Source organism: Kribbella sp. C-35 (assembly GCF_046549195.1).
GTDB lineage: Bacteria > Actinomycetota > Actinomycetes > Propionibacteriales > Kribbellaceae > Kribbella.
In genome coordinates this window covers 428,702-453,398 of sequence record NZ_JAJPWG010000001.1, presented here as the reverse complement: position 1 = coordinate 453,398, position 24,697 = coordinate 428,702, and the positions used below count along the sequence as shown (strand labels likewise).

Sequence of the window (24,697 nt, the reverse complement as noted above, 5' to 3'; positions counted from 1 at the left end):
TCGGATGCTTCCTGCTTGGCTCGATATCGTGTCCGATCCGGTTCTGGAAGCCACGAAGGCGCCGGCCGTCGCGGAGTTGCGCGGGGAGTTGCTTCGGCAGTGGGGATCCTCCGAGGTGTGGCGGTTGTCGTTCGGGCTGAACAGCGTGATCGTCAAGCGGGGTACCGACGGGCAGGCTGACGAGGCAGCGGCGTACGAGCGCTTCGTCGTACCGCTGGAGCTGCCGGCGCCCGCATTGATTCACCGGTATCGATCCGGCGGGGCCGGCATCCTGGTCTTGGAGGATGTCGGGCGGGTGACGTTGGAGCAGGAGCCGACGGCCGACGGGTTCCTCGCGGCCGCAGAACTGGCGGCGAGGATCCGCTCGCAGGCGACCGCGGGAACCCGCGCGCCGACTTCTTCACCGTCTTCGCCCGGAGCGAGCGAGTTCCCGCCGGAGCGGGTGAAGGAGCTCGCCGATCGGATCGGGCGGATCGGCTTCGATCTCGGCCCGCTCACCGAAGCGTTGGCTGGGTTGCACCGGGACGCTCCGACGGCCGTCGTGCACGGCGACTTCGTGCCGAAGAACCTGGTCACCGACGGCCGGCGATGGACCGCGATCGACTGGCCGGGCGCGTACCTGGCGCCGCATCTGAGCGACCTCTACACCCTGCTGCGCGATGCCGTTGCCCTCAGCCACGACCGGGAGCCGATCGTGGCCCGCTACGTCGAGGCCGCCGGAGCCGACCCGGCCTTGGTGGAGCGTCAGCTCCTGGTGGGCGGCGGCTGTTTCTATCTGGTGGCGTTGACGTTCGTGGTCGAGGAAGGCCTGCGGACGATCCCGGAGTCCGCGGGCTGGATCGACGGGCTGCTGAGCGAACTCGAGGACGTCGTCGGAGCACTGGCGTGAAGCTGCTTGTGCTCGGCGGCACCAAGAATCTCGGGCGGCACGTCGTCGAGGCGGCGCTTGCGGACGGTCATGAGGTGACGCTGTTCAACCGCGGGCAGACGAACCCTGAAATCTTCCCGTCCGTACGCCGGATCGTCGGCGACCGCGCCGCACCCGAGGCCCTCGCCACCGGTGGATGGGACGGCGTGATCGACATGTCCGGGTTCCTGGTCCGCGACGTCTCGCTCAGCGCGTCCGTACTCCGCGACCGCTGCGGTCACTACACGTACATGTCCTCGATCGCCGTGTACGCGAGCAAGACCACGCCCGGTATGACGGAATCCGCCCCGCTGCTGCCGTGGCCGGCCGACGCCCCCGAGGACCAGTTCACGATGGACCTCTACGGCCCGTCGAAGGTCCGCAACGAATCGCTGCTCACCGCCACCTTCGGCGCCCGCACCGCCGCCGTACGCTCCGGCTTCGTCGTCGGCCCCTACAACCCCGACTTCGGCAACTGGGGCTGGGCCCTCGCCCACAACCTCCCGATGGAATGCGCGGCCCGCCCCGACCAGCCCATCCAGTACATAGACGCCCGCGACCTGGCCGCCTTCCTCCTCCACCTCACCGTCAACCACATCCCCGGCCCCTTCAACGCAGTAGGCCCCACCCAAACGATGACCGAACTGGCCGACGCCTGGCGCACCACCACACCCAACGCCCACCCCATCAACTGGTCCCCGCCCGAAGACCGCTTCCACCTCCCCCACGACGGCACCAACGACGGCACCTTCCAACTCAACAACACCCAAGCCCTAGGCGCCGGCCTCCACCTCCGCCCCGACGAGGCGATCGCCCACGACTACGTCACCTGGATCCAAGCCGGAAACACCCCACCGGATCCACCGCACTGACCTTTGGTGCGAACGATCTCCGGAACATTTCTGCCGCCAGGTGCAGATTTCTTTCCGGAAAGCAGGCCATCCAGTCCACGATGGAAACATGGTGACGGGGCCGGTGTGGGGGTTCGTAGGATTGCGGCGTGATGATTCGGAGTGGTGGCGGGCCGGGCGGGCCGACTAGTTCTCGGGCGGGGTTCACGAGTGTTGATGGGACTCGGTACTCGGGGACGTCGGGTGGGCGGCAGGTCGTGGCGTTGCCTGGTGGGGGTGAGGTTGTCGCCGCGGGGGATCGGTTGCGGTACTTGGTTTATCCGGAGTTGGACGCGGGGCTGAGTTACTCGGCTACGTATGTGGCGGTCGAGGTCGTGTTTGGGGATGGGACTCGGCTGGTCGGGGCTCGGGATCAGTACGGGAAGGCTGCTGACGCCGCGGGGCTGGGGGCCGCGAAGATTCTGTACGCCGACCAGTGGAACGACGTACAGGTCGATCTGACCGCGGCCGCTGGGAAGACGATCGCGCAGGTCGTGCTCGTGGTGGATGCGCCTGAGGCGGGACACGAGTTCGCCGGATGGATCGACGACGTCGAGATCGGCCCGGCGCCGGCGGAGCCCGATGGGTCGGACCTCACGGCGTACGTCGACACGCGTCGCGGGACCAACGCCAGCCACGACTTCTCTCGCGGGAACACGCTGCCGATCACTGCCTGGCCGAACGGGTTCAACTTCCTCACGCCGGTCACGAACGCCTCGACGCACCGCTGGCCGTACGAGTACCACCGCGCCAACAACGCCGACAACCGCCCCGAACTGCAGGGCCTCACGTTCTCCCACCAGCCGAGCCCGTGGATGGGCGACCGCGATCAGCTGACGATCATGCCGGTCGCCGCCGCCGAGCCGCTGGGCGATCCCGCCGAGCGCGCCGCCGCGTTCAGCCACGACGACGAACTCGCCCGGCCCGACGTGTACTCGGTCCAGTTGATGAACGGCGTCCGCGCCGAGCTCACCCCGACCGACCACGGCGCGATCTTCCGCTTCACGTTCCCGCAGGACGCGCCCGGACGGCACCTGATCTTCGACACGATCGACGAGAACGGCGCCTTCGAGTACGACGGGAACGCGGTCACCGGCTGGGTCGAGAACGGCTCCGAAACCGGTCGTACCCGGATGTACTGCTACGGGGTGTTCTCTGAGACGGCCTCATTCGGAGAAGCGCACGGTGGTCGCGCCAACGCCCGCGCCGCGACGTTCGACGTACCCGAGGTGACGTTGCGGATCGCAACGTCCTTCATCGGCGTCGACCAGGCCCGGCACAACCTGGAGCTCGAGCTCGCGGGGCGGTCCTTCGAGGAGATCCAGGCCGCCGCCAACGCGGTGTGGAACGAGCGCCTGCAGGTCATCCGGCCGGAGGGCGCGACGCCGCCGCAGCTGCGGACCGTGTACGGCAACCTGTACCGGCTCAACCTCTACCCGAACTCACACTTCGAGAACGCGGGTACGCCGGACGCACCGGAGTACCGCTACGCCAGCCCGGTCCTGCCCACATCAGGCGTCCCGACCGCGCGCGAGACGAACGCGGTCGTGAAGAGCGGCAAGATGTACGTGAACAGCGGGTTCTGGGACACGTACCGGACCGCGTGGCCGGCGTACGCGTTCTTCTACCCGGAGCTGACCGCGGAGCTGGTCGACGGGTTCGTGCAGCAGTACCGCGACGGCGGCTGGATCGCGCGCTGGTCCTCGCCCGGGTATGCGGACTGCATGACCGGGACGAGCTCCGACGTGTCGTTCGCGGACGCGTACCTCAAGGGCGTGGCGTTGCCCGACCCGTTGGCGACGTACGACGCCGGTTTGCGGAACGCGACCGTCGCGCCGGAGGCGACCGAGGTCGGGCGGAAGGGCGTCGAGACCGGGTTCTTCGCCGGGTACGTGAGCACCGACATCGAGGAGAGCGTGCCGTGGTCGCTCGAGGCGTACCTGAACGACTTCGCGCTGGCCTCGATGGCCGCCCAGTTGGCGGAGGTGTTTCCGGATCGGCGCGCTCAACTGCTGGAGGAAGCGGAGTACCTGCGCCGCAGGTCGCTGAACTACGTACTGCTGTTCGACAACGCCATCAACTTCTTTCAGGGTCGCCGGCCGGACGGTTCCTTCGCGAAGACTCCCGCTGACTTCGATCCCGAGGAGTGGGGCGGCGACTTCACCGAGACCGACGGGTGGAACTTCGCGTTCCACGTCGCGCACGACCCGCGCGGCCTCGCCAACCTGTACGGCGGGCCGCGCGGGCTGGAGGCGAAGCTCGACGCGTTCTTCGCGACCCCCGAACTGGCGGTGAAGAAGGGCACGTACTCGATCGTCATCCACGAGATGCTCGAGGCGCAGGCCGTCCGGATGGGCCAGTTCGGCTTCTCGAACCAGCCGGCGCACCACATCGCCTGGATGTACAACTACACCGGTACGCCGGCCAAGACCCAGGCGATCGTCCGCGAGGTCCTCGACCGGCTGTACGTCGGTGAGCAGATCGGCCAGGGGTACCCGGGCGACGAGGACAACGGCGAGATGTCCGCGTGGTACCTGTTCGCGGCGCTCGGTCTGTACCCGCTCCGGGTCGGTGCCCCCGAGTACGCGATCGGCTCGCCGCTCTTCCCGCGCGTCCTCGTCTCCCCGCTGGGCGGCCGTCCGCTCACGATCACTGCCACAGGCGCTGAACACCCTTATGTACAAGAGCTCCAGGTCGACGGCAAGCAGTTGTCCGTAGCATCCATCACCCACGCGGACCTGACCGCCGCCGACCAACTCCACTTCACACTGGGCGCTTCACCGTCCGACTGGGCGACGCTCGAGTCACCACCCGCGCTCACGTCGGACGACACCGTCCCGGCGCCCCTCGTCGACCTGATCCCAGTCGACCCGAACGACCCCCTCTTCGACGACACCTCCACCACCGAAACCACCGTCGAACGAGCCACGTGGTCCCTCCCCGCCCCCGCAACCCCGACCCTCTACACGTTGACGTCAGGCTCCGCGGACGCCCCCACCACGTGGCAACTAGAGGCATCCACCGACGGCACCACGTGGACCCTCCTGGACGAACGCACCAACCAAACCTTCCCCTGGCCCCGCCAAACCCGCCCCTTCACCCTCAAGACCCCCGGCGAATACCAGCACTACCGCCTGACATTCCCCACCCCCACTACCCTCGCCCAGCTAGAACTCCTCCACTGACGCAATAGAGCTGCCGCCGCGGAGCGGTGTCCTTTACTTCTTGGGGGCGGAGGTGGCTCGGATGTGGAGTTCGGTGCGGAGGGTGACGGTGGAGGGTGGGCGGCCGGGGGAGGCGGTTCGGTCTTTGAGGAGGAGGCCGGCCGTGCGGCCGAGTTCGTAGGTCGGCTGGGCGACGGTCGTCAGGCTGGGTACGACGAGGTCGGCCCAGGGGATGTCGTCGAAGCCCACGATCGCGATGTCGTCCGGCGCCCGCAGCCCCTTCCGAGCGAGGCATTCCAGGGCGCCGACGGTCATCAGGTTGTTGGTGGCGAACAGTGCCTCGGGCGGATCGGGGAGTTCGAGCAGGCTTTCCATCGCGGCGTACCCGCCGGCCTCGCGGAAGTCGGCGTGCCGGACCAGGTCCTTGTCGTACCGGATCCCACCGGCCCGGAGCGCCGACCGGTACCCGGCCAGCCGGTCCATCGCCGTCGACACCTTGCGCGGGCCGGTGATGCAGGCGATCCGCCGGTACCCGCCGTCGATCAGGTGTTTGACGCCCTCGAAGGCGCCGTGCTCGTTGTCGACCAGCACGGTGTCGGCCTCGACCCCCTCCACGCGACGGTCGATCATCACGAGCGGGATCTTCGCGTTCGCGAGCAGGTGGACGCCCTCGGCCGTCGAGGTCGGGGAGATCACCACGCCGGCCATCTGATCGGTCAGGACTGCCGACGCGTACGCCGCTTCCTTCGCGGAGTCCTCGTCGGAGTTGCAGAGTACGACGTGGTACCCCTCGGTCTGCGCGACGTCCTCGAGCCCGCGGACGAGCGAGGTGAAGAACGGGTTCTCGATGTCCGAGATGACGACTGCCCAGAGGTTCGTCGACGACTTGCGCAGGTTCCGCGCAACACCGTTCGGCCGGTACCCGAGCTCCGCGACCGCGGCCCGAACCTTCTCGGACAGCTCGGGATCCACGTTCCGCCGGCCGCTCAGCACGCGGGACACCGTGGCCGGTGACACCCCCGACCTACGCGCAACGTCGTAGATCGTCGTCATACCCGCTCCCCGCTGGAGATCCGATGGTCGTCTGGATCGCACTCTAACGCCGATCCGAGCCAAAGGATCTCATGGTGCCGACGTCGCGCCTTGCAGTAGTGCCAGCGCTGCGGCCTGTGAAGGGGCGGAGTCGGCGGCGCCGTTCACCGTGGTGGACAGGGCGCCTGCGGCGTTCGCCAGTCGTACGGCGTCCACCAGGTCGGCCCCGTGCGCGAGTGACGCGGCCAGTGAACCGCAGAACGCGTCGCCGGCGCCGACCGTGTCGACGGTGTCCACCTCGTGTGCGCTGATTCGCTCCTCGAACCCGCCGACCCGGTCCAGGACATAGGCGCCCCGGGACCCGAGCGTCACCACACAGGCCCGCAGATCCCAGTCCTCGGCGAGTTTGCGGGCGATCATCGGCACCTGCGACTCGTCGTCGCAGTCGAGCCCGGTGAGCGCCGCCGCCTCCACCTCGTTCGGCACCAGGATGTCGACGTACGACGCCAGCGTCGGGTCGACCGGCCCGACCGGGGCCGGTGTGAGGATCGTGGTGACGCCCGCGGCCGAGGCGAGCCGGAGGGCGGTGTGGCTCGCCTCGACCGGGAGCTCGAGTTGCACGCTCAGCACCTTGCTCGCGGTCAGTACGTCGGTCGCCGCCTCGACGTTCAGCGCGGTGATCGCCGCGTTCGCGCGGGACACGATGATGATCGAGTTCCCGCCGTCCGGCAGCACCAGCGGCAGTCCCACCCCGGTGCCGAGTGACGGGTGCCGCACGACCCACGAGGTGTCGACCCCGTTCGCCGACAGCAGTTCCAGGAACTCCTCGCCGTACCGGTCGTCGCCGATCGTCCCGACGATCGCCGTCCGCGCACCCATCCGGGCCGCCGCGATCGCTTGGTTCACGCCCTTGCCGCCGAGGAACTCCGCGAACCCGGTGCCGTGCAGCGTCTCGCCCGGCAACGGCCGCCGCTCCGCCGACGCGACCAGATCCTTCATGAACGATCCGAGCACACAGACATCGTTCATTTCTGGTCCTCCGCGAGACGCTTGCCCAGGGCACCAGACGGATGGAACTGTGCGAAGTCGTGATGACTGAACTCCCGCAGTACGACGAGTGCGCACGCCAGCGCGTCGCCCATCGCCAGTGAGGCGGTGGTCGACGCGGTCGGCGCCAGGTTCAGCGGATCGGCCTCGCGGAGCACCATCGTGTCCAGCGTGTACGTCGCCAGTTGCGCCAGCGTCGACTCCTCGCGCCCGGTCATCGCGATCACCGGGATCTGGCGGTCTCGCAACATCCGCGCGAACTCGCACACCTCGGTCGTCTCTCCGGAGGCGGACAGCGCCAGCACGAGATCGCGCGACGTCACGGCGCCGGAGTCACCGTGCAACGCGTCGCCTGCGTGGATGAACGTGGCCGGCGTACCTGTGCTCGCGAGCGTCGCGGCGATCTTCCGTCCGACCAGACCGGACTTGCCGAGGCCGGTCACGACCAGGTGACCTTCGCACCGGGCGACCGCGATCAGCACCTCCAGGAAGACCCCGTCCAGCCGGTCGGCGAGTGCCGACACGGCCGCGGCCTCGGTCTCGATGGCGTCCCGCGCCGCTTGCAGTCCCCGTGCCACCAGGTCCCTGGACAGCTCGTCGGCCGTGCGGTGGGCGGACGCACGGTTCGGCACAACTGGCATCCCAGTGCCTCTCGTCTCAGAAATCGATTTCCGCAGATTAGGCAGCGCGGTCTGGTGGTGTCAACGGCTGCGCCCAGGTCGAAACCCTTGCGTACAGGCGGGAATTGCTCGGGTTGATCACATCGGCACCCCGACGCCCCTTGACCGGCCTGGTCGCCGATCGTAGATTGCGAGAAATCGATTGCCCCTCGGGGCACCCCGCTCGACCCGTTCGAGGCGATGAAGGCGACCGGACTCAAGTGAAGGAACTGCTATGAAGCGTGGGGCTTTGCTTGCTCTCCTGCCGCTGGTTTTCGGAACGGCGACGGCAAGGGGTTCAGCCTCGACGGCGACTTCGCCGACATCGCGGTCAGCGAGATCACCGGTACGCCGGGAAACTTGTCCGGGGCAACGATCTCTCGCGGAGACCAGGTCGGGTCGGTCTGGAGCGGCGCCGGGTACAACCGGAAGCCGACCGGGATGGTGTGCGTCGGCGACACGATGTACCTCGCCGTCCAGGACCTCGCGCTCGACTTCAACGACGTACCGGCGGCGACGATCCTGAAGTCGACCGACCACGGGCGGACCTGGACGTGGGACAAGTCGAAGCCGATGTTCAGGGACCATGTGTTCACGACGATCTGGTTCGCGGACTTCGGCAAGGGCGGCGCCGCGGCGCCCGACGGCTACGTGTACGCGTACGGGCTGGACGGGAACTGGCGGGACTCGTTCGACGACACCGTCGCCGATCCGCAGTCCGTGTTCCTGGCGCTCGCGTTGCTGAACGACGGCGCTCGCACCGGCAGCGAATCGGACTTCGACGACGAGGTGAAGGGCGCCGCTGGCCGTCCGGTACGTCTCACAGCTCGCGGACGGTGGATTCGAGGGCACCGGCAGCGGCAAACCGGCGTGGCTCTTCGAAGGTACGGCGGCCAACGGCGTCGACCGCGGCCTCGGCTTCGCACACTCCGGCGCGAACAACGGCTGGATCCGCTGGACGTGCACGGGCTGGAGCGCGCTGTACCAGAACGTGCCTGTTGTCCCCGGTACGACGTACACGTTCGGTTCCTGGATCAACGCATCAGCAAACCTCCCCGCCGACCAGGGCCGCTTCGGCGTCCGCACCGGAACAACCGACCTGGCAACCACCACCTTCAGCGCCGGCACCGGCTACGCCCACCACGAGGTCACGCTGAAGGTCCCACCCAACATCCACGAACTCACCGTCTACGCCGGCTTCAACGCCCCCAACCTCGACACCTGGATCCAGCTCGACGACTTCACCGTGAGCTGACGCTTTCCGGAAAGAAATCGTCGCCCAGTGCGTATTTCTTTCCGGAAAGTTCACGGCCAGGGGAGGAGTTCTGGTGTTGGGCCTGTGATGGGGGTTGGGGTTGGGCGGCCGGCGTACCAGGCGGTTAGGGCGGTGAGGGTTCCTTCGAGGGTGATGTCTTTGCCGGTGCCGTTGTCCCAGGTTTGGGTGGGGGACTTGAGGATCAGGTGAATGTTGTCGGGGGTTCGGGGGCGGAGGAAGTCGAGGAGGTGCCGGCAGAAGTCGTCGGACCAGGTGGTGGCTGTGATGCCGAGGTCGAGGTCTGTGGTGTGGATGGTGAGTTCGCGCCACGTGGCCTGCAGGCCTGCGGAGAGGTTGCTGTTGCGGTGCAGGATCGGGAGCGGCCAGTCGGTGGGGCCGACCTTGTCCCAGGAGGCGAGCAGCGTGGTGACGGCCTGCGTCAGGTGGGACCGGAGTTCGGCGGCGGGGCGGTCGGCGCCGGCCTCGATCGCGGCATCGCGCGCCGGGCGCCCACCGTCGTACACCTCGACGAGGCGACCCTGCAGCGCCTCGTCGACCTGACGTGTCATCGCCTCGGAGAAGTTCGCGATGTGCGTGATCACATGCCCACGCGACCACCCGGGCAGGCCGGAGCCGGCGCGTGCGCTGGCGTCGTCGAGGTCTGCCGTCACGGCGAGCAGTTGGTCGGCGATCACGCGTACGTCGTTCAGGCCCACAGCAGCTCCTTCAATCACATGCCATCAATCGAATGTCCCCATTCTCCGGAAGAGGCAGCTGCGGTGCGAGTCCGACTTGGGGAGGTTTGTGTACCCGAATCGGGAAGAAATCCTCCCCAACCTGCCTGTGGGAATCGCGAGCGGGTCAGCCGCCACTACCGGAGGCGGACCGCCCGATAATCTGTCCGGTATGAGCGTCGCGCGGTTCAAGGACCTGTGTGTGGACGTGGCGAGCCCGAGTGGGATGGCTGGCTTCTGGGGGCGGACGATCGGGCTGACCGCGCCGGCCGACAACCCGAACGTGCTCGTCGGTGACGTCCCGGAGAAGACTATCTGGATGTGCACGGTCCCGGAGCCGAAGACGGTGAAGAACCGCGTGCACCTCGACGTGATCACTGGCGACATCGCGGACCTCGAACGCTCCGGAGCGACAGTTCAGTCCCCGGAGACGCCGGAGCAGCAGTGGACGGTGCTGACCGACCCGGAGGGCGGTGAGTTCTGCGGGTTCGTCCGCGAGACGGTCCCGGCGTACCGGCTGATGGAACTGATCGTCGACTCGGCCGACCCGGAGGCGCAGGCCCGGTGGTGGGCGGGCGTGGTCGGCGGCGAGTTCTCGAGCCGGGCCGGGCGGCCGTACGACTGGCTCGAGAACGTCCCCGGTCTGCCGTTCAGGTACTGGGTCTTCAACCCGGTCCCGGAACCGAAGACGGTCAAGAACCGCGTGCACTGGGACGTCACCGCACCCGCACTGCAGCCGGTGCTCGACGCGGGTGCGACACTGCTGCGGCCCAAGGACGACGAGATCGGCTGGCACATCTGCGCCGACCCCGAAGGCAACGAGTTCTGCGTGTTCCTGCCCCCGGAGGCCCCATGAAGCTGGATCTCACTGCGAGCGGTCCCGACCTGACCGAGGCCCTCGTGAACATCTCCTCGGTCAGCGGGACGGAGGAGAAGCTCGCGGACAAGGTCGAGGCCGCGCTCTCGGCGTACCCGCATCTGAAGGTCTTCCGGCACGGCAACACCGTCGTGGCCCGCACCGATCTGGGCCGCGCCGAGCGGGTCGTCCTCGCCGGTCACCTCGACACCGTGCCGCTCAACGACAACCTCCCGGCCCGCCGCGCCGACGGCCTGATCCACGGGCTGGGCGCGTGCGACATGAAGGGCGGCGTCGCGGTCGGGCTCCGGCTCGCCGCGACCCTCGACGCGCCGAACCGGGACGTCACGTACGTGTTCTACGACTGCGAGGAGATCGAGGCCGAGCGGAACGGTCTGTTCAGGCTGACCCGCTCCAACCCGGAGTTGCTCGAGGGCGTGTTCGCGGTCGTGATGGAGCCGTCGAACGCGGTCGTCGAGGCCGGCTGCCAGGGCACGATGCGGATCGAGGTCACCACCCGCGGCGAGCGAGCGCACTCGGCCCGGTCGTGGATGGGCAGCAACGCGATCCACACCGCGGGCGGGGTGCTCGCGCGACTGGCGGCGTACGTGCCGCGGCGGGTGCCGATCGACGGGCTCGAGTATCGCGAGGGGCTGAACGCGGTCGCGATCACGGGCGGTGTCGCCGGCAACGTCGTACCGGATCTGTGCACGGTGACGATCAACTACCGCTTCGCGCCGAACCGGTCCGAGGCGGAGGCAGAGGCGCACCTGCGCGAGGTCTTCGAGGGATACGACGTGACCGTGACGGACTCCGCTCCGGGCGGGCTCCCGGGGCTCGAGCGGCCGGCCGCCGCGGCGTTCCTGCAGGTGGTGGGCGGGGAGCCGCAGCCGAAGTTCGGGTGGACGGACGTGGCGCGGTTCACGCTGCTCGGCGTACCGGCGGTGAACTACGGGCCGGGGGACCCGCTGTACGCGCACAAGCAGGACGAGTTCGTGCCCGAGGCCGAGATCGAGCTGTGTGAACAGCGGCTGAGGAGTTGGTTGACAAGCCGCGCCTAGACCGGCCCGATTACCGGTCAGGCAATAACCTGGAGGCATGTCAGAACCATCGATCCACCCTGACCGTCCGGTCGGCCAGCAGCAGCGCGGGCCGGTCGTGATGCGGCGTAACCAGGTGCAGCAGTCCACGTCCGAGCAGCGGTTGCTGGACAGCCGCGGGCCGTCGGACTGGGTGCACACCGACCCGTGGCGGGTGTTGCGGATCCAGTCGGAGTTCATCGAGGGCTTCGGCATGCTGGCCGAGCTCGGCGCCGCGATCAGCGTGTTCGGGTCGGCGCGGACCAAGGTGGACGACCCGATGTACGCCGCCGCGGAGGAGTGCGGGCGGAAGCTGGTCGAGGCCGGGTACGCCGTGATCACCGGCGGCGGACCGGGCGTGATGGAGGCCGCGAACAAGGGCGCGTCCAAGGCCGGCGGGGTATCGGTCGGGCTCGGCATCGAACTGCCCTTCGAGAACGGCCTGAACGAGTGGGTCGACATCGGGATGAACTTCCGGTACTTCTTCACCCGGAAGACGATGTTCGTGAAGTACGCCCAGGGGTTCGTGGTGATGCCGGGCGGGTTCGGCACGCTGGACGAGATGTTCGAGGCGCTCACGCTGGCGCAGACCCGGAAGGTCACGTCGTTCCCGGTCGTGCTGTTCGGTACGTCGTACTGGGGCGGCCTGGTGGAGTGGCTGCGGACCACGATGCTCGAGGACGGGAAGATCTCGGCCGCCGACCTGGAGATGTTCGTCGTCACCGACGACGTCGACGAGGCGATCAGCTACATCGTCAAGTCGGGCGAACTCGCCGACGAGGCCGCCGCGGAAGCCGCTCAGGAAGCCGCGCGCGAGGTCGACGCCGCCAACGAGCCGGCCTCCCGGGCGCAGCGTCTCGGGTCGGACGGGAGCTGAGAGGTCGCGCAAGGCGCCGGCGCCTGCTGCGCGCCGTCCCGCGGGCACTGGGCGGCGTTGTCGTCGGTCGACAGGACTCCGTCCTGCCTCCCTCCTCCGCCTTGCCCAGCACTCCGCGGGACGACGCTCGCGACGGCGCCGGCGCCTTGCGCGACCTCTAAATCCCGGGGACTTTCGCGGTTGACTCGCCCGGCATGGCACGATCGGTTCCGTGATGTGGTTCTTCGGGCTGATCGTGGTGCTGTTGATCGGGGCTGTCGCGGTAGTGGCCTCGGGTCGTTGGGGTGCCATGAGCACGGCGTACGACGACCGGCCCGACATGACTGTGCCGGCGCGGCAGGCGCTCACGTCGACCGATATCGAGTCGGCGCGGTTCGCGGTCGGGGTGCGCGGCTACCGGATGGACGAGGTCGACACGCTGCTCGAACGGGTCGCGAAGGAGGTCGCCGAACGCGACCGCCGGATCGCCGACCTCGAGCGTGCCGTGGCGCCGATCGTCGAGGCGCCGGACGGGCACGGGTTCAGCTCGCGCCCGTACGACCCGGCCGAGTTCGAGGACACCGGAACCCAGCCGCCGATCCTGGTCGGCGGCCCCGACCCCATCACCCCACCCGCGCCGGCACCTGAGCCTGCCGCCTCGGAGGACACCGACTCGGCTGGATCCGATGGGTCGGCGCGGTCTGATGGCGAGACGTCCGACGTACCGCAGGCGTCCGTAGCCTCCGACGCGGCGGACGACGAACCGGAGACGACCGAGCTGCCGCGGGCGATCCAGGCAGCTGCGGACGAGTACGAGCGCCTGCAGGCCGAGGCCCGCGCCGTACTGGAAGCTCAGTCCCAACCGGTAACTCCACGCCGTACGCCGGCTCCACATCAGCAACCTCCCGCTCAGCAGAACCAGCAGCAGGAGCAGCCGGCCCCCGAAGAACTTCCCACCAAGCCACCCACCACGCACTGGACGCAGCAGCCGCCGCAGCTCCAGCAGCCGCAGGCACCGGAGGCTCCCGCTCAGGCGCCGCAGCGGCAGGCGGAGCAGGACGCCCAGGAGCAGCAGGCTCAGGGGTCGGAGCAGGCGCAGGGGCAGCAGCCGGGAGAGCAGCAGGGTGGGGCTAACGGGGCGGCTGGGGATGGGGACGAGGAGGGGTGGCGGTTTTGGCCGCCTGCGGATCAGCAGGGTGAAGGGGCGTATCAGCGCCCCAGCTGATGGCCGCCACAAGGAGCTGTCACGCGGAGGCGTCGGTCGAGTTGCTGCTGGCGCCTGAGGTCGCGTGGGACGTGGTGATGGACTGGGAGCGCCAATCCCGCTGGATGCTGTTTACGCGTGTCTGGGGGACCGAGAACGATGGCGTCGGCGTCGGCGGGGGAGTCGCGGCGCGGACTTCTGTCGGTGGCGTCGGGTTCACTGACGACATGGTCATCACACACTGGGATCCGCCGCGCGAGTGCACGGTGAAGCATCTCGGCAAGCTCGTCCGCGGCACCGGGACGTTCGCCATCGAGCCGAGAGTGTTCTGCGGCGTCGAGCGCGACCAGTCGGTCTTCGGCAGCACGTTCACCTGGTCCGAGGACGTCGTACCGCCGCTCGGTCGCCTGGGTGCGTTCGCCTGGCCGGTGGTGCGCCCGGCGTTCGAGACGATGATGCGGATCTCCCTCCGGCGACTGGTGAAGGAGGCCAACGCATGACGGTGGTCGGACCGGACGGGCAGCCGCGCTGCGGTTGGGCGACGTCCGCACCGGAGTACGTCGAATATCACGACACCGAGTGGGGCAAGGAGATCCGCACCGATGTCGCGTTGTTCGAGCGGATGACCCTCGAGGGGTTCCAGTCCGGCCTGTCGTGGATCACGATCCTGCGCAAACGGGAGAACTTCCGGGCCGCGTTCGCGCAGTTCGATCCGGAGACGATCGCGAAGTATGACGACGCGGATTTCGAGCGGTTGATGGCCGATCCGGGGATCGTCCGCAACCGGTTGAAGATCAACGCGACGATCTCCAACGCCCGCGCGCTGCTCGACCTGGCCGAAGGCGAGTTCACCGAGCTGCTCTGGTCGTTCCGCCCCGCGAAGCACGCGGCCCCGAAGACGTTGGCCGACGTACCGGCCACGACACCGGAGTCCGTGGCGATGTCGAAGGCCTTGAAGAAGAAGGGTTTCGTGTTCGTCGGACCCACCACGGCGTACGCGTTGATGCAGGCCACGGGCATCGTGAACGACCACTTGAAGACCTGTATAGCCCGGTAATCCGCGTGCACGTGCAGAAGCCTTCTGCAGATGCAAAAGGTACTTTGGCGGAAACAAAAGACAAACGGCTGAACGAGTTGTGCTTCGGCCACTGAACGTGATGTGGTGTTCAGCGGGCTCCCCGACTGTCAGGTGGTTGTCCGGCCGTGACTCGCCCGGCCGGAACGCGGTCGTGGAGCCCACCAAACGTTCTAGGGGTGTTTATTTACGCCGTCTGTGGAGAAGGCCGTCCGGAACACGTCGGTTCCGGTCAGGCCGGATAGTTGGGTGCCGGTGGAGGTTGTCGTGAGGTACAGATTCGCTTCGGCGTAAGCATCTGCCGCGTCGTCGTCCGTCGTACCGAACTGTCGCGTCCAGCTGCGCGCGTGGTCGGGCGAGTACTTCGTCAGTACGCCGTCGAACTTGCCCAGTGGGGTCTCCAACGATCCGTCCGTGAAGCCGCCGACGTACAGCGCACCGCCCGCATCTACTGCCACTGCGGCGCCCTTGTCGTTGCCGGTCGTTCCGAACTGATCCCGCCAGGTCAGTACGCCGTCTGCGTCGGAACGAGCGACCAGGATGTCCTTGTCGCCGATCAACGTTCGCGCGAAATCGCCCGCGGTGTAACCGGTCAGATAGACCCCACCCAAAGGATCCGGCGCAACGCCCCACACCTCATCGGACACAGCGGTGCCGAACTGCTTCGTCCACACCGGATCGCCAGCGGCTGAGTAGCGCGCGAGGAACCCGTCGATCCCGCCGGCCGACGTACCCAGTTCGCCGGCCGTCATCCCGGCCAGGTAGACCGCGCCGTCCGAGACCGCGACGGACATGCCCTTGTCCTCGCCCGCGCTGCCGGTCTGCCGCAACCACACCTGGTTCCCGTCCGCATCGAGTCGCGCAACGAACACGTCTTTGTCGCCCTGGTTCGCCCCGCCCAGAGCGCCCTTCGTGTAGCCGCCGACGTACACCGTCGTCCCGTCCACCGCCACCGAGTAGCTCCGATCCGCCACCCCCGGTACGCCGAACTGCGTCAGCCACCGGCGATTCCCGTCAGCGTCGTACTGCGCCGCGAACGCGTCGTCCGTGGCGTTCCCCGCATGGGCGCCGTCCAGATTGCCGTTCGTGTAACCCGTCACCACGACCCGCCCGTCCGCGTCCACAGCAACGCCGTACGCGCGTTCCGTCCCAGCAGTCCCCAGCGATCGAGTCCATTCCCGCGACCCGTCGGCGCGATACTTGATCAGGGCGACGTCCGTGCCACCGGCGTACGGCTGCCCGTCCAGCGCGCCCGCTGCCGCGACTGCCTGGTAAACGTTGCCTGAGGCATCTGTTGCGATCCCGCCGGCGCGGTCCTCGCCCGCCGTACCGGTGATCGCGGCCTGCATCGGCGTGGCCGGCGGCTTCCCGAGGTACTGGAAGATGTACTTCGCGCCTTCGGCGAACGTCGGCCCCCAGACGTCCCAGTCGTGCCCGCCGTCGACGACCCGGAACTCCGACGTCAGGGTCGGCACCCGCGCCGCCTGGTTGAACACCACATGCGTCTCGAAGTCGAGGTCGTGGGTGGCGTCGATCGGCTTCGGGTTCTTGTACTCGTCGTCGCCCACCGCGAGGAAGAGATGCGACTGCAGCCCGGTCGCCGCGAACGACTTCAGCGCGGCCGGCCAGTTCAGCTTCAGGTACGTCGACTCGACGAACGGGTCCTGACCCTTGCCGAAGGCACCGAAATCGCGGGTGCTCGAATCGCTCGGCGGCAGCGGGAAGTACACGGCCGGGCTGAGGGCGATCGCCGCGCCGAACACGTCCGGGTGCGCCAGCGAGTACCGCAACGCCCCGGCGCCGCCCATCGAGTACCCGGCGATCGCCCGGCCGGTGCGGTCCGCGATCGTGCGGTACGTCGCGTCGATCTGCGGCACGAGATCCTTGAAGAACGCGGTCTCGACGGGTCGTCCCGGATCGGTTCCTCGGTACGCCGAGTCGACGTACCAGCTTGCCCGGCTGCTCCACGGGGCGTCCGGCATGATCGCGATCGTCGGTGGGATCTCGCCGCTGCCGATCAGTTCGTCCAGACGGCTCTTGATCTGCGTCCAGGCGCTCATCGAGTCCCCGCGCCCGTGCAGCAGGTAGATGACCGGGTAGCGCCGGTCCGAGGCGTCGTACCCGGCCGGCAGGTAGACGTTGTAGTTGATGTCCTCACCGAGCGTCGTCGACCGCACGGCGGCAGGCTTGATGACACCCGGCTCGGCGGTCGGGGCGGCAGTGGACCCGGGTACGACGAGACTCCCGACCAGCGTGGCAACGGTCAGGACAGGCAGTAGCAGTTTCCTCACACGTCAGGTTGTAATCGCTTACGTAAACGATTACAAGAGCCTGCGAGTCAGCGGCCGGTGAAGATGGGTTTTTGTTTGGCTACGAAGGACTCCACCGCGTTGTGGTGGTCTTCGGTCGAGCCGGTGAGTTGCATTTTGCCGGCCTCGAAGACCAGGGCCTCGGCGAGTGTGTGGCTGGCCGAGTAGCCGAGTGACTGGCGGACGGCGCCGTACGCGACCGTCGGGCCGGCCGCGAGCTTCCCGGCCAGGTCGGCGACCGCGCTCTCCAGGTCCGCGGCGGGGACGACCGAGGTGGCCAGGCCGAGGTCCAGGCATTCGGCGGCGGGGACGGTGCGGGGGAAATAGAGCAGTTCAAGGGCTTTCGCGTGGCCGATCAGGCGGGGGAGGGTCCAGGAGATCCCGGTGTCGCAGGACAGCGCGATGCCGGTGAAGGCGAGGTTGAAGCCCGCGGTGTCGGCGACGATCCGGAAGTCGCACGCGAACGCCATCGACGCGCCGGCCCCGGCCGCCACGCCGTTGATCGCCGCGATCACCGGCTTCGGCATCTCGGCGAGCGCGAGTGCGATCGGCGCGAAGTGGTCCGGCACCGTGCTCCACAGCGCGGCCTGGTCGTTCGCCTGCAGCAGCCCGATGTGCTCCTTCAGGTCTTGCCCGACGCAGAACGCCCGGCCGGTCCCGGTCAGTACGACGACCCGCACGGCCGGATCGTCGGCGGCGGCCAGGACGGTGTCGCGGAGCAGTACCTTGGTCGGCGTGTCGAGCGCGTTCATCGCGTCCGGCCGATTCAGCGTGATGGTCGCGACACCCGCACCTACGGCGTACGTGACTGCATGGTGGGCGGGATCACTCATCGTGGTCAGCTCCTTGACTGTCAGTGAAATTTTCAGTGCTGTGTCAGGCAGTCGTCGACGAAACGCCCGGCCGCGGGGCCTAATCGTTCCGCATGGAAATCGAAGAATTCGGCCGCCCTCGTCCCGGCCCAGTCGGCCGGCAGCAGCTCGTCCGGAAGCCCCGGATCGCGGAACAGGAACTTGCGCCACTCGTGCACCAGCTCCGACCGTACGGCGAACGCCTGCTCGTCGCTCGTCTCCGTGCCGGCCGCGTCCACGAGGGCCTTCGCCTCGATCAGCCAGGCGTCGTACGACGCGCCGAGCTCGTCGAGTTTCCAGACCCGCCGGGCGAACTCGACCGCGCCGGCGTCGACCGGGGCGCGGAACCGGTCCGCGGCGATGCCCTCCACGCCGAGGATCTGGTCCACCTCGGCATCGTTGCGCAGCCCGACCCACGCGCCGTCGGACAGCGGAGCCCAACCCAGAAAGGAGAGTTGGCTCGCCAGCTGCTCGCGGCGGCGGGCGTTCGGGACCTCGCGGAGGATGCCCAGGTGCCAGTGCCGGTCCCAGTCGGCCGGCCCCTCCGAACCGGTCGCCACCGGCGTGCCGTCCGGCGCGGTCCGGTAGATGCGGGCGGCGGCGTCGTCGAGGCGGCGACGCGCCCGGGACGTCAGCGCGTACCCGGGCTGGCCGTCGAGCCGGAGCGGCTCCAGCCAGCCCTGCCGGACCATCCGGGAGACGGCGGTCCGGACCGCGGGCGGGTGGACCCCGAGCGGTGCGAGCAGCCGGACGAGAGCCGCGACCGGAGCCTGCGCACCTCGCGCGCGCAGGTGGTCGCCGTACAGGTCGAAGAGGGCTGAACGGGCGTGCACAAGACTCGAGTCTGCCGTATGGTGCACGGCTCTGGCCTGGGATCGGGAATAATGGGGTCTGATACACACTGCGATACGCGCCGACGGCGCATCACCGCAACGGCGCCGGCGACGGTTCCCCGCGCGGTGTCGTCGCTCAACACCGACACTGGGAAGGGGTGCGCGCATGGCGGCGATGAAGCCGCGGACGGGCGATGGTCCGCTCGAGGTCACCAAGGAGGGCCGCGGGATCGTGATGCGGGTTCCGCTCGAGGGCGGCGGTCGGCTCGTCGTCGAGCTCAACGCCGACGAAGCGACCGAGCTCGGCAACGCACTGAAGGCCGTCGTCGGCTGATCACATCCTCCAGGGGGTCTGGTCGCCCCCTGCCTATCACTCCGACCCCGGTGGGTGCCTTTTGCGGCACCGGCCGGGGTCGTTACGGTTATGCAGCTTCTATCTGATCAAACAGTGAGGTTCGACCCAGTGGCTCGCCGCAGTAGTTCGTCTGCTTTTCCCAGTCTTCCGGTTGTTGCCTGGCAGCCGGGTCTGCCGGTGCACGGGTCGTCGACGTGGGTTGTCGTCGTCGGTGAAGAGGACGGTTTGCCGGCCGCCGCGAAGGAAGCCGGGGGGCGGCTCGGCGTCGACCTCGACCGGCTGCTGGAGGTGCAGCGCGCGACCGGGTTCGCCCCGTCCGCCGGTGCGACCGCGGCGTACCCGCTGCTGACCGGTGAGGTGACCGAGATCCTGCTGGTCGGAGCCGGCGGCGGGACCGCCAAGGAGCTGCGACACGCCGGTGCGGCGATCGCGCGGTTCGGTCGCGGCAAGGACGAGCTCACCACTGTCGTTGCCGAGGGCATCGATGACGCGGCGCTGCAGGCGTTCGCGGAGGGCGTCGTGCTCGGCTCGTTCGCGTACACGCAGAAGACGGCCGACGCGGGCAAGCCTGCCGTCGGCACCGTCACGCTGACCGACGGATCGGCGGAGGAGCGGCAGCCGGCGATCGACCGCGGTGTCGTGATCGGGCGCACCGGCTGGCTGGCCCGGCAGCTCGCGATCACCCCGTCGAACGAGAAGGACCCGGCCTGGCTGGCCGCGCGCGCGACCGAGGTGGCCGCCGCGACCGGCCTCGAGGTGACGGTCTGGGACGAGAAGAAGCTCGCCGCCGACGGGTTCGGCGGCATCCTCGCGGTTGGCCAGGGTTCGACCCGCCCGCCGCGGCTGATCCGGCTCGACTACGTGCCCAAGGGCGCGACCAAGAAGACGCCGTACGTCGTGCTCGTCGGCAAGGGCATCACCTACGACACCGGCGGCCTGTCGCTGAAACCGCGCGAGGGCATGGTGTCGATGAAGCGCGACATGACCGGCGGCGGCTCGGTGATCGCGACGCTGTCGGCGCTGCGCGACCTGGGCGCAAACGTTCGCGTGACCGGACTGGTCTGCGCCGCGGAGAACATGCCGTCCGGTACGGCGTACCGCCCGGACGACGTGATCCGGCACTTCGGCGGCCGCACCACCGAGGTGAAGAACACCGACGCCGAGGGCCGCCTGGTGCTCGCCGACGGACTCGCGTACGCCGTGCAGGAGCTGAAGCCCGACGTACTCGTCGACGTCGCCACGCTGACCGGCGCGATCAAGGTGTCGCTCGGCGCGATGCTGTACGGCGGGATGTTCGCGACCGACGACGCACTGGCGGACAACCTCGCGGACGCCGGCCGGGTGTCCGGTGAGGAACTGTGGCGGATGCCGCTGCCGGCCGAGTACGAGGACCTGATCTCGACGCCGATCGCCGACTCGGTGAACAGCTCGAAGGGCCCCGGCTCGATCACCGCGGCCCTGTTCCTGAAGGCGTTCACGGGCGACCTCCCGTGGGCGCACCTCGACCTCTCGTCGATCGCGGAGGCCCCGGCCGACCGCTTCGAGTACTCCGCCGGCGCGACCGGCGCCGGCGCCCGCCTCCTCAGCACCTGGCTATCCTCCGACACCCCAACCTCCGGGATCGGCTGACCCCCGCACCACCCGCCTTTGGTGGGTTGGCGTCCGAGATGCGGGGTTTGCGTCCCGGATCTCGGACGCAAACCCCGCATCTGATGGGTGCACCCACGAGAGGGTTATCCACAGAGTGGCGTGATGGGGCAGCGGGGAGAGCATCGGGGACTGATGCTGGTGGGGTGAATCCTCGACTGAAGACGATCGCGGCCGGGCAGGGCGGTGTGGTCAGCAGAGCGCAGGCGATGAGCGCCGGTTACACCCGGGAGCAGATCAGTCGACGGCTTGGCGACGGACGCTGGGAGCGGATTCGGTATGGGCAGTACGCCGAGCGCCCGGACATGCGCGACCTGCCGACTTGGGAACGCGAGCTCCTCCGTCACCGGCGCCTGGTCCACGCCGCAGTGAACTCCATGTGCCCGGGATCCGCGGTCGTGAGTCACCACTCCGCGCTGGTCATGCACGGCGTACCGGTCTGGCAGGCCAATCTGTCCGAGGTCCAGTTGACGCGTACAGCCGGCATGCGGAGCGGGCCGAAGACCGGTGTGCGTCACCACCGGTCGAGGCTCGGCGCTTCGGACGTGACGGTCGTCGCCGGGCTCGCCGTGACCGCGTTGACCCGGGCCGTGGTCGAGGTTGCCGGTACGTCGTCGTTCGAGGCGGCGGTTGTCAGTGCCGACGCGGCGTTCCGGCGATCGGAGGTGAGCGCGGACGACCTGCTCCGGCTGCGCGAGGTTACGCACAACTGGCCGGGCGGCCCCGGGATTCGCGCGGTGCTCGACTTCGCCGATCCTCAGGCCGAGTCCGTCGGCGAGACCCGGCTGCGGGTCCTCATGCACAACGAGGGCCTGCCGGTGTCGGTGCTGCAGGCGGAGTTCGCGGATGCCGACGGCTTCGTCGGACGGGTGGACTTCTATTTCCCCGAGCACAACACCGTCGTCGAGTTCGACGGCCTGGCGAAGTACGGGGAGGGGACACGTGAGGCGCTGATCCGCGAGAAGCTGCGCGAGGACCGGCTCCGGGCCCTGGGACTGGAGATCGTCCGGATCACCTGGGCAGACCTCGAGCATCCGGCCCGTACGGCGATGCGCATCCGGCAGGCGTTCGCCCGCGCCCGCCGTACCCCACTAGCCGGCTGACCCCGACGCCGGCCGCCGAACCGACCGTGTTCCCGCGATCCCCCGCCTTTGGTGGGTTGGCGTCCGAGATGCAGGGTTTGCGGTCGGGATCTCGGACGCAAACCCTGCATCTGGTGGGTGGACCCACTAGCGGAACTGCGTGCAGAGGAAGTCGATGATTCGGTTGCGGGCTGGCTTGGCCTGCGGTACTAGGCCGGGCAGGCTGATGAACGCGTGACCGGCCTTGGCGTACTCGCTCACTTGGACGGCGGTACCTGCGGCTCGGAGTTCGTCGGCGTACACGCGGCCGTGGTCTGCGACCGGGTCGAGGGCCGGGATCACCACGAGCGTCGGAGGCAGCCCGCTTAGGTCGGCGTACCGCGGTGAGAGCGGGCGCGGATCGGTTCCTTCCGGTACGGCGAGATGCCGGAAGAACTCGATTCCGGCGCGGGTGAGCGTCGGCGTGTCGGCGTACTGGGTCGCGGACTCGTAGTCGAGTGCGGTCGAGGTGACGTCGACGCACGGGTTGATGAGCACCTGGGCTCGTAGCGACAGGCCCGTGTCCCGGGCCCGTAGTGCGGAGAGGGTGGCAACCATCGAGCCTGCGCTCTCGCCGGCGAGAGCCACGCGGGACGGATCGATTCCCCAGTCGGTGGCGTGCTGGAAGACGTACCGTAGGACGTCCCAACCGTCGTCGACGATCGCCGCGAGCGGGGTCTCGTGGTTCATGAGCCGATGCTCGACGGACACGACCACCGCCGACGCCTGTGCGGCGATATGGCTGTTGATCCAGTCGCACTGCACCGCGGTCCCGGTGTAGCCGCCGCCGTGCACGTGAAGCACCAGCGGACGTTTGCCTGCTCCTGCTTGCTTCGGTCGGTGGACCCGGACTCGGATCGTACGGTCCGCGAGCTGGACCTGTTGCCAGTCGATCGTGACGCCTGCGTGCGGGCGGCCGGTGATGAGGCGGGCGAAGCGGGAGTTGACGATGCGGCTCTGGGTCTCGCCGAACTTCACGAGGTCCGCGGGCGACATCGCCAGGTAGTCGGGTTCCTTGCGCAGGGAGTACACCAGCCGGATGCCGAGCGGCGGCCGGTGCGTGGCGGCGGGAGTGGTGGCGGTCTTGAGCATCGGGCATCGTCCTGACGTTGCGGGTTTCGCTACGGCTAGTATCGATACCGACGGTAGCATAACTCGCTATGCTGTGCCGATGGCTTCCACGACGCGACCGCCCGGCCGGCCCCGTTCCAGCGTCGACGCGGAGGTGTTCGCGGCGACGCTGCGGACGGTGCACGAGCTCGGGTACACCCGGGCCACGGTCGACCGGATCGCCGCGGCCGCCGGGATCGCGAAGACCACGATCTACCGGCGCTGGCCGTCCAAGGGCGCGCTCGTCACCGCGTGCCTGGTGGACGCCTTCGGCCCGCTTCCGCTCGTCGGTCGGGATCGCGAGGAGGATGTGGCCGCCGCGGTCCGGTTCGGTGCGCGGCGGATCGCGGAGCCTGGGGTCGCGGCGGCGTTCGCCGGGGTGTTCACCGACGCAATCGGCGATCCTGGTCTGCGCGAGATCCTGTCCACGCAGCTCCAGGACCCGTACCGCCAGGTGCTCACCGAGACGCTCGGTCTGTCCGAGCAGCGCGTCCTGTTCTTCATCGATGTCGTCATCGGCACGCTGCTGCATCGGATGGGCATGACCGGCGAACCCATGGTCGAGTCCGACGTCGACGCCCTCATCCAGATGCTCCAGCGCGAACTCCGCTAGGTTTCCGGAACATTTGTGGCGCCAGGTGGCACAAAAGTTCCGGAAAGCGGGGCGTCAGGCGCCGATTGCGTCGAGTTCGGTGACGGCGTCGGCGGGCAGGACGAGGTCGCGGGCGGCGACGTTCTCGCGCAGGTGGGCCAGCGACGACGTACCGGGGATGACGACGCTGGTCGTGGACCGCTGGAGGAGCCAGGCGAGGGCGACCTGCTGCGGGGTGGCGTTCAGACGGGCCGCGACCTTCGCGAGCGTCTCGGACTGCAGCGGGGTGAATCCGCCGAGCGGGAAGAACGACGCGTACGCGATGCCGTTGTCGGCGCAGAACTCGACCACCTCGTCGTCCTCGCGGTTGACCAGGTTGTACAGGTTCTGGATCGTCACGATCGGTGCGATCGCCTGCGCCTCCCGGATCTGCGGGATCGTCACGCTGCTCAGCCCGAGGTGCCTGATGAGGCCCTCCTGCTGGAGTTCGACCAGCGTGGTGAAGGCCTCCGCGATCGACTCCTCACTGTGGCCTTCGTGCGCCATGCTGCGGAGGTTGACCACGTCGAGTACGTCGAGGCCGAGGTGCTCGAGGTTGGCGTGGACCTGGGCCCGCAACGCGTCCGGCGCGTGGTCCGGGATCCAGCTGGCGTCGTCGCCGCGCCGGGCGCCGACCTTGGTGACCAGGACCAGATCCGCCGGGTAGGGGTGCAGCGCTTCCTTGATGATTTCGTTGACCACGGTCGGTCCGTAGAAGTCGCTGGTGTCGATATGGGTGACGCCGAGTGCGACGGCCTCCCGGAGTACGGCGATCGCCTGGTCGCGGTCCTTGGGCGGTCCGAAGACGCCTGGGCCGGCGAGTTGCATCGCGCCGTACCCCATCCGGGTGATGGTCAGGTCCTCGGCGAGGGTGATGGTTGAGTTCGTCATGTCTCCACTGTTCGTCGGCGTGCACCGAACAGGGAGTACCTCGCTGTTCCTGGGAGTGACAGGACCCAGGCTGCGGCGGCGTACCCGGTCTACCGTGGACGTCATGGAGAGTACGAACGCGCTGGGTGACTACCTCCGTGCCCGTTGTCGCCGAACTACGCCGTCGGGGTCAACCTTGCTCACCAAGGTGC

At 68.6% G+C, this 24,697-nt stretch carries 25 protein-coding genes; 14 read left to right on the top strand and 11 right to left on the bottom strand.

Annotated elements, in window-relative coordinates; all coding sequences use genetic code 11:
• Positions 1 to 28: 28 nt before the first annotated feature.
• From ACLJOO_RS02255 to ACLJOO_RS02245, 3 genes are all read left to right on the top strand, one after another.
• On the top strand, positions 29 to 889 hold the full coding sequence (locus ACLJOO_RS02255) for a phosphotransferase family protein (RefSeq protein WP_410785073.1): 861 nt from the start codon (positions 29 to 31) through the stop codon (positions 887 to 889).
• A complete protein-coding gene (locus ACLJOO_RS02250) occupies positions 886 to 1,779 on the top strand; it encodes an NAD-dependent dehydratase (protein ID WP_410785072.1) in 894 nt (297 codons plus the stop codon). Before ACLJOO_RS02255 ends, ACLJOO_RS02250 begins: the two co-directional genes overlap by 4 nt.
• Positions 1,780 to 1,910: 131 nt before the next feature.
• On the top strand, positions 1,911 to 4,982 hold the full coding sequence (locus ACLJOO_RS02245; RefSeq protein ID WP_410787107.1) for a GH92 family glycosyl hydrolase: 3,072 nt from the start codon (positions 1,911 to 1,913) through the stop codon (positions 4,980 to 4,982).
• Between the two features lie 33 nt (positions 4,983 to 5,015).
• On the opposite strand, the gene ACLJOO_RS02240 is transcribed toward ACLJOO_RS02245, so the two are convergent.
• From ACLJOO_RS02240 to ACLJOO_RS02220, 5 genes are all read right to left on the bottom strand, one after another.
• On the bottom strand, positions 5,016 to 6,014 hold the full coding sequence (locus tag ACLJOO_RS02240) for a LacI family DNA-binding transcriptional regulator (RefSeq protein ID WP_410785071.1): 999 nt from the start codon (positions 6,012 to 6,014) through the stop codon (positions 5,016 to 5,018).
• A 69-nt stretch (positions 6,015 to 6,083) separates the two neighbouring features.
• Positions 6,084 to 7,022, bottom strand: coding sequence for a ribokinase (locus tag ACLJOO_RS02235; RefSeq protein ID WP_410785070.1), 939 nt, complete (start codon positions 7,020 to 7,022; stop codon positions 6,084 to 6,086).
• Positions 7,019 to 7,672 carry an SIS domain-containing protein gene (locus tag ACLJOO_RS02230; protein ID WP_410785069.1) on the bottom strand — a complete coding sequence of 218 codons (654 nt, stop codon included), beginning with the start codon at positions 7,670 to 7,672 and terminating at the stop codon, positions 7,019 to 7,021. Before ACLJOO_RS02230 ends, ACLJOO_RS02235 begins: the two co-directional genes overlap by 4 nt.
• 260 nt (positions 7,673 to 7,932) lie before the next feature.
• Positions 7,933 to 8,295 (bottom strand): hypothetical protein, encoded by a 363-nt coding sequence (locus ACLJOO_RS02225; protein ID WP_410785068.1) that lies wholly within the window; start codon positions 8,293 to 8,295, stop codon positions 7,933 to 7,935.
• Between the two features lie 51 nt (positions 8,296 to 8,346).
• Positions 8,347 to 8,523, bottom strand: coding sequence for a hypothetical protein (locus ACLJOO_RS02220; protein ID WP_410785067.1), 177 nt, complete (start codon positions 8,521 to 8,523; stop codon positions 8,347 to 8,349).
• Between the two features lie 167 nt (positions 8,524 to 8,690).
• Between ACLJOO_RS02220 and ACLJOO_RS02215 the strand changes: the two genes are divergently transcribed.
• Positions 8,691 to 8,954 (top strand): hypothetical protein, encoded by a 264-nt coding sequence (locus ACLJOO_RS02215; protein WP_410785066.1) that lies wholly within the window; start codon positions 8,691 to 8,693, stop codon positions 8,952 to 8,954.
• Positions 8,955 to 9,004: 50 nt separating this feature from the next.
• Here ACLJOO_RS02215 and ACLJOO_RS02210 read toward each other — a convergent pair whose 3' ends face one another.
• On the bottom strand, positions 9,005 to 9,670 hold the full coding sequence (locus ACLJOO_RS02210) for a maleylpyruvate isomerase family mycothiol-dependent enzyme (RefSeq protein WP_410785065.1): 666 nt from the start codon (positions 9,668 to 9,670) through the stop codon (positions 9,005 to 9,007).
• 190 nt (positions 9,671 to 9,860) lie between these two features.
• Here ACLJOO_RS02210 and ACLJOO_RS02205 point away from each other — a divergent pair, with 190 nt between their 5' ends.
• The 6 genes from ACLJOO_RS02205 (at position 9,861) to ACLJOO_RS02180 (ending at position 14,740) form a co-directional block, all read left to right on the top strand.
• The gene (locus ACLJOO_RS02205) at positions 9,861 to 10,544 is read left to right on the top strand and encodes a VOC family protein (RefSeq protein ID WP_410785064.1); all 684 of its coding nucleotides are present in this window, start codon (positions 9,861 to 9,863) and stop codon (positions 10,542 to 10,544) included.
• Positions 10,541 to 11,605 carry a succinyl-diaminopimelate desuccinylase gene (gene dapE / locus ACLJOO_RS02200; protein WP_410785063.1) on the top strand — a complete coding sequence of 355 codons (1,065 nt, stop codon included), beginning with the start codon at positions 10,541 to 10,543 and terminating at the stop codon, positions 11,603 to 11,605. Before ACLJOO_RS02205 ends, dapE begins: the two co-directional genes overlap by 4 nt.
• A gap of 37 nt (positions 11,606 to 11,642) precedes the next feature.
• On the top strand, positions 11,643 to 12,500 hold the full coding sequence (locus ACLJOO_RS02195) for a TIGR00730 family Rossman fold protein (RefSeq protein ID WP_410785062.1): 858 nt from the start codon (positions 11,643 to 11,645) through the stop codon (positions 12,498 to 12,500).
• Between the two features lie 214 nt (positions 12,501 to 12,714).
• Positions 12,715 to 13,704 carry a DivIVA domain-containing protein gene (locus ACLJOO_RS02190; RefSeq protein ID WP_410787106.1) on the top strand — a complete coding sequence of 330 codons (990 nt, stop codon included), beginning with the start codon at positions 12,715 to 12,717 and terminating at the stop codon, positions 13,702 to 13,704.
• Complete coding sequence (locus tag ACLJOO_RS02185; protein ID WP_410785061.1) at positions 13,704 to 14,183, top strand: SRPBCC family protein; 480 nt, start codon at positions 13,704 to 13,706, stop codon at positions 14,181 to 14,183. The genes ACLJOO_RS02190 and ACLJOO_RS02185 overlap by 1 nt, the downstream gene beginning before the upstream one ends.
• On the top strand, positions 14,180 to 14,740 hold the full coding sequence (locus ACLJOO_RS02180) for a DNA-3-methyladenine glycosylase I (protein WP_410785060.1): 561 nt from the start codon (positions 14,180 to 14,182) through the stop codon (positions 14,738 to 14,740). Before ACLJOO_RS02185 ends, ACLJOO_RS02180 begins: the two co-directional genes overlap by 4 nt.
• A 191-nt stretch (positions 14,741 to 14,931) precedes the next feature.
• Here ACLJOO_RS02180 and ACLJOO_RS02175 read toward each other — a convergent pair whose 3' ends face one another.
• The 3 genes from ACLJOO_RS02175 to ACLJOO_RS02165 are packed head-to-tail and all read right to left on the bottom strand — an operon-like array spanning position 14,932 to position 18,751.
• Positions 14,932 to 17,049, bottom strand: coding sequence for an alpha/beta hydrolase-fold protein (locus ACLJOO_RS02175; RefSeq protein WP_410785059.1), 2,118 nt, complete (start codon positions 17,047 to 17,049; stop codon positions 14,932 to 14,934).
• Positions 17,050 to 17,096: 47 nt separating this feature from the next.
• Complete coding sequence (locus ACLJOO_RS02170) at positions 17,097 to 17,900, bottom strand: enoyl-CoA hydratase/isomerase family protein (protein WP_410785058.1); 804 nt, start codon at positions 17,898 to 17,900, stop codon at positions 17,097 to 17,099.
• A 32-nt stretch (positions 17,901 to 17,932) separates the two neighbouring features.
• Positions 17,933 to 18,751 (bottom strand): PaaX family transcriptional regulator C-terminal domain-containing protein, encoded by an 819-nt coding sequence (locus ACLJOO_RS02165; RefSeq protein ID WP_410785057.1) that lies wholly within the window; start codon positions 18,749 to 18,751, stop codon positions 17,933 to 17,935.
• 166 nt (positions 18,752 to 18,917) lie between these two features.
• On the opposite strand from ACLJOO_RS02165, the gene ACLJOO_RS02160 reads away from it, so the two are divergent.
• The 3 genes from ACLJOO_RS02160 (at position 18,918) to ACLJOO_RS02150 (ending at position 21,856) form a co-directional block, all read left to right on the top strand.
• Positions 18,918 to 19,085, top strand: coding sequence for a DUF3117 domain-containing protein (locus ACLJOO_RS02160; protein ID WP_012923066.1), 168 nt, complete (start codon positions 18,918 to 18,920; stop codon positions 19,083 to 19,085).
• Between the two features lie 129 nt (positions 19,086 to 19,214).
• The gene (locus ACLJOO_RS02155; protein WP_410785056.1) at positions 19,215 to 20,735 is read left to right on the top strand and encodes a leucyl aminopeptidase family protein; all 1,521 of its coding nucleotides are present in this window, start codon (positions 19,215 to 19,217) and stop codon (positions 20,733 to 20,735) included.
• A gap of 164 nt (positions 20,736 to 20,899) precedes the next feature.
• The gene (locus ACLJOO_RS02150; RefSeq protein WP_410785055.1) at positions 20,900 to 21,856 is read left to right on the top strand and encodes a type IV toxin-antitoxin system AbiEi family antitoxin domain-containing protein; all 957 of its coding nucleotides are present in this window, start codon (positions 20,900 to 20,902) and stop codon (positions 21,854 to 21,856) included.
• Between the two features lie 126 nt (positions 21,857 to 21,982).
• Here the strand turns inward: ACLJOO_RS02150 and ACLJOO_RS02145 are convergent, their stop codons facing one another.
• Positions 21,983 to 22,966, bottom strand: a complete 984-nt coding sequence (locus ACLJOO_RS02145) for an alpha/beta hydrolase (RefSeq protein ID WP_410785054.1) — start codon at positions 22,964 to 22,966, stop codon at positions 21,983 to 21,985.
• A gap of 79 nt (positions 22,967 to 23,045) precedes the next feature.
• Here ACLJOO_RS02145 and ACLJOO_RS02140 point away from each other — a divergent pair, with 79 nt between their 5' ends.
• Complete coding sequence (locus ACLJOO_RS02140; protein ID WP_410785053.1) at positions 23,046 to 23,597, top strand: TetR/AcrR family transcriptional regulator; 552 nt, start codon at positions 23,046 to 23,048, stop codon at positions 23,595 to 23,597.
• Between the two features lie 54 nt (positions 23,598 to 23,651).
• On the opposite strand, the gene ACLJOO_RS02135 is transcribed toward ACLJOO_RS02140, so the two are convergent.
• Positions 23,652 to 24,506, bottom strand: coding sequence for an oxidoreductase (locus ACLJOO_RS02135; RefSeq protein WP_410785052.1), 855 nt, complete (start codon positions 24,504 to 24,506; stop codon positions 23,652 to 23,654).
• Positions 24,507 to 24,697: the final 191 nt, after the last annotated feature.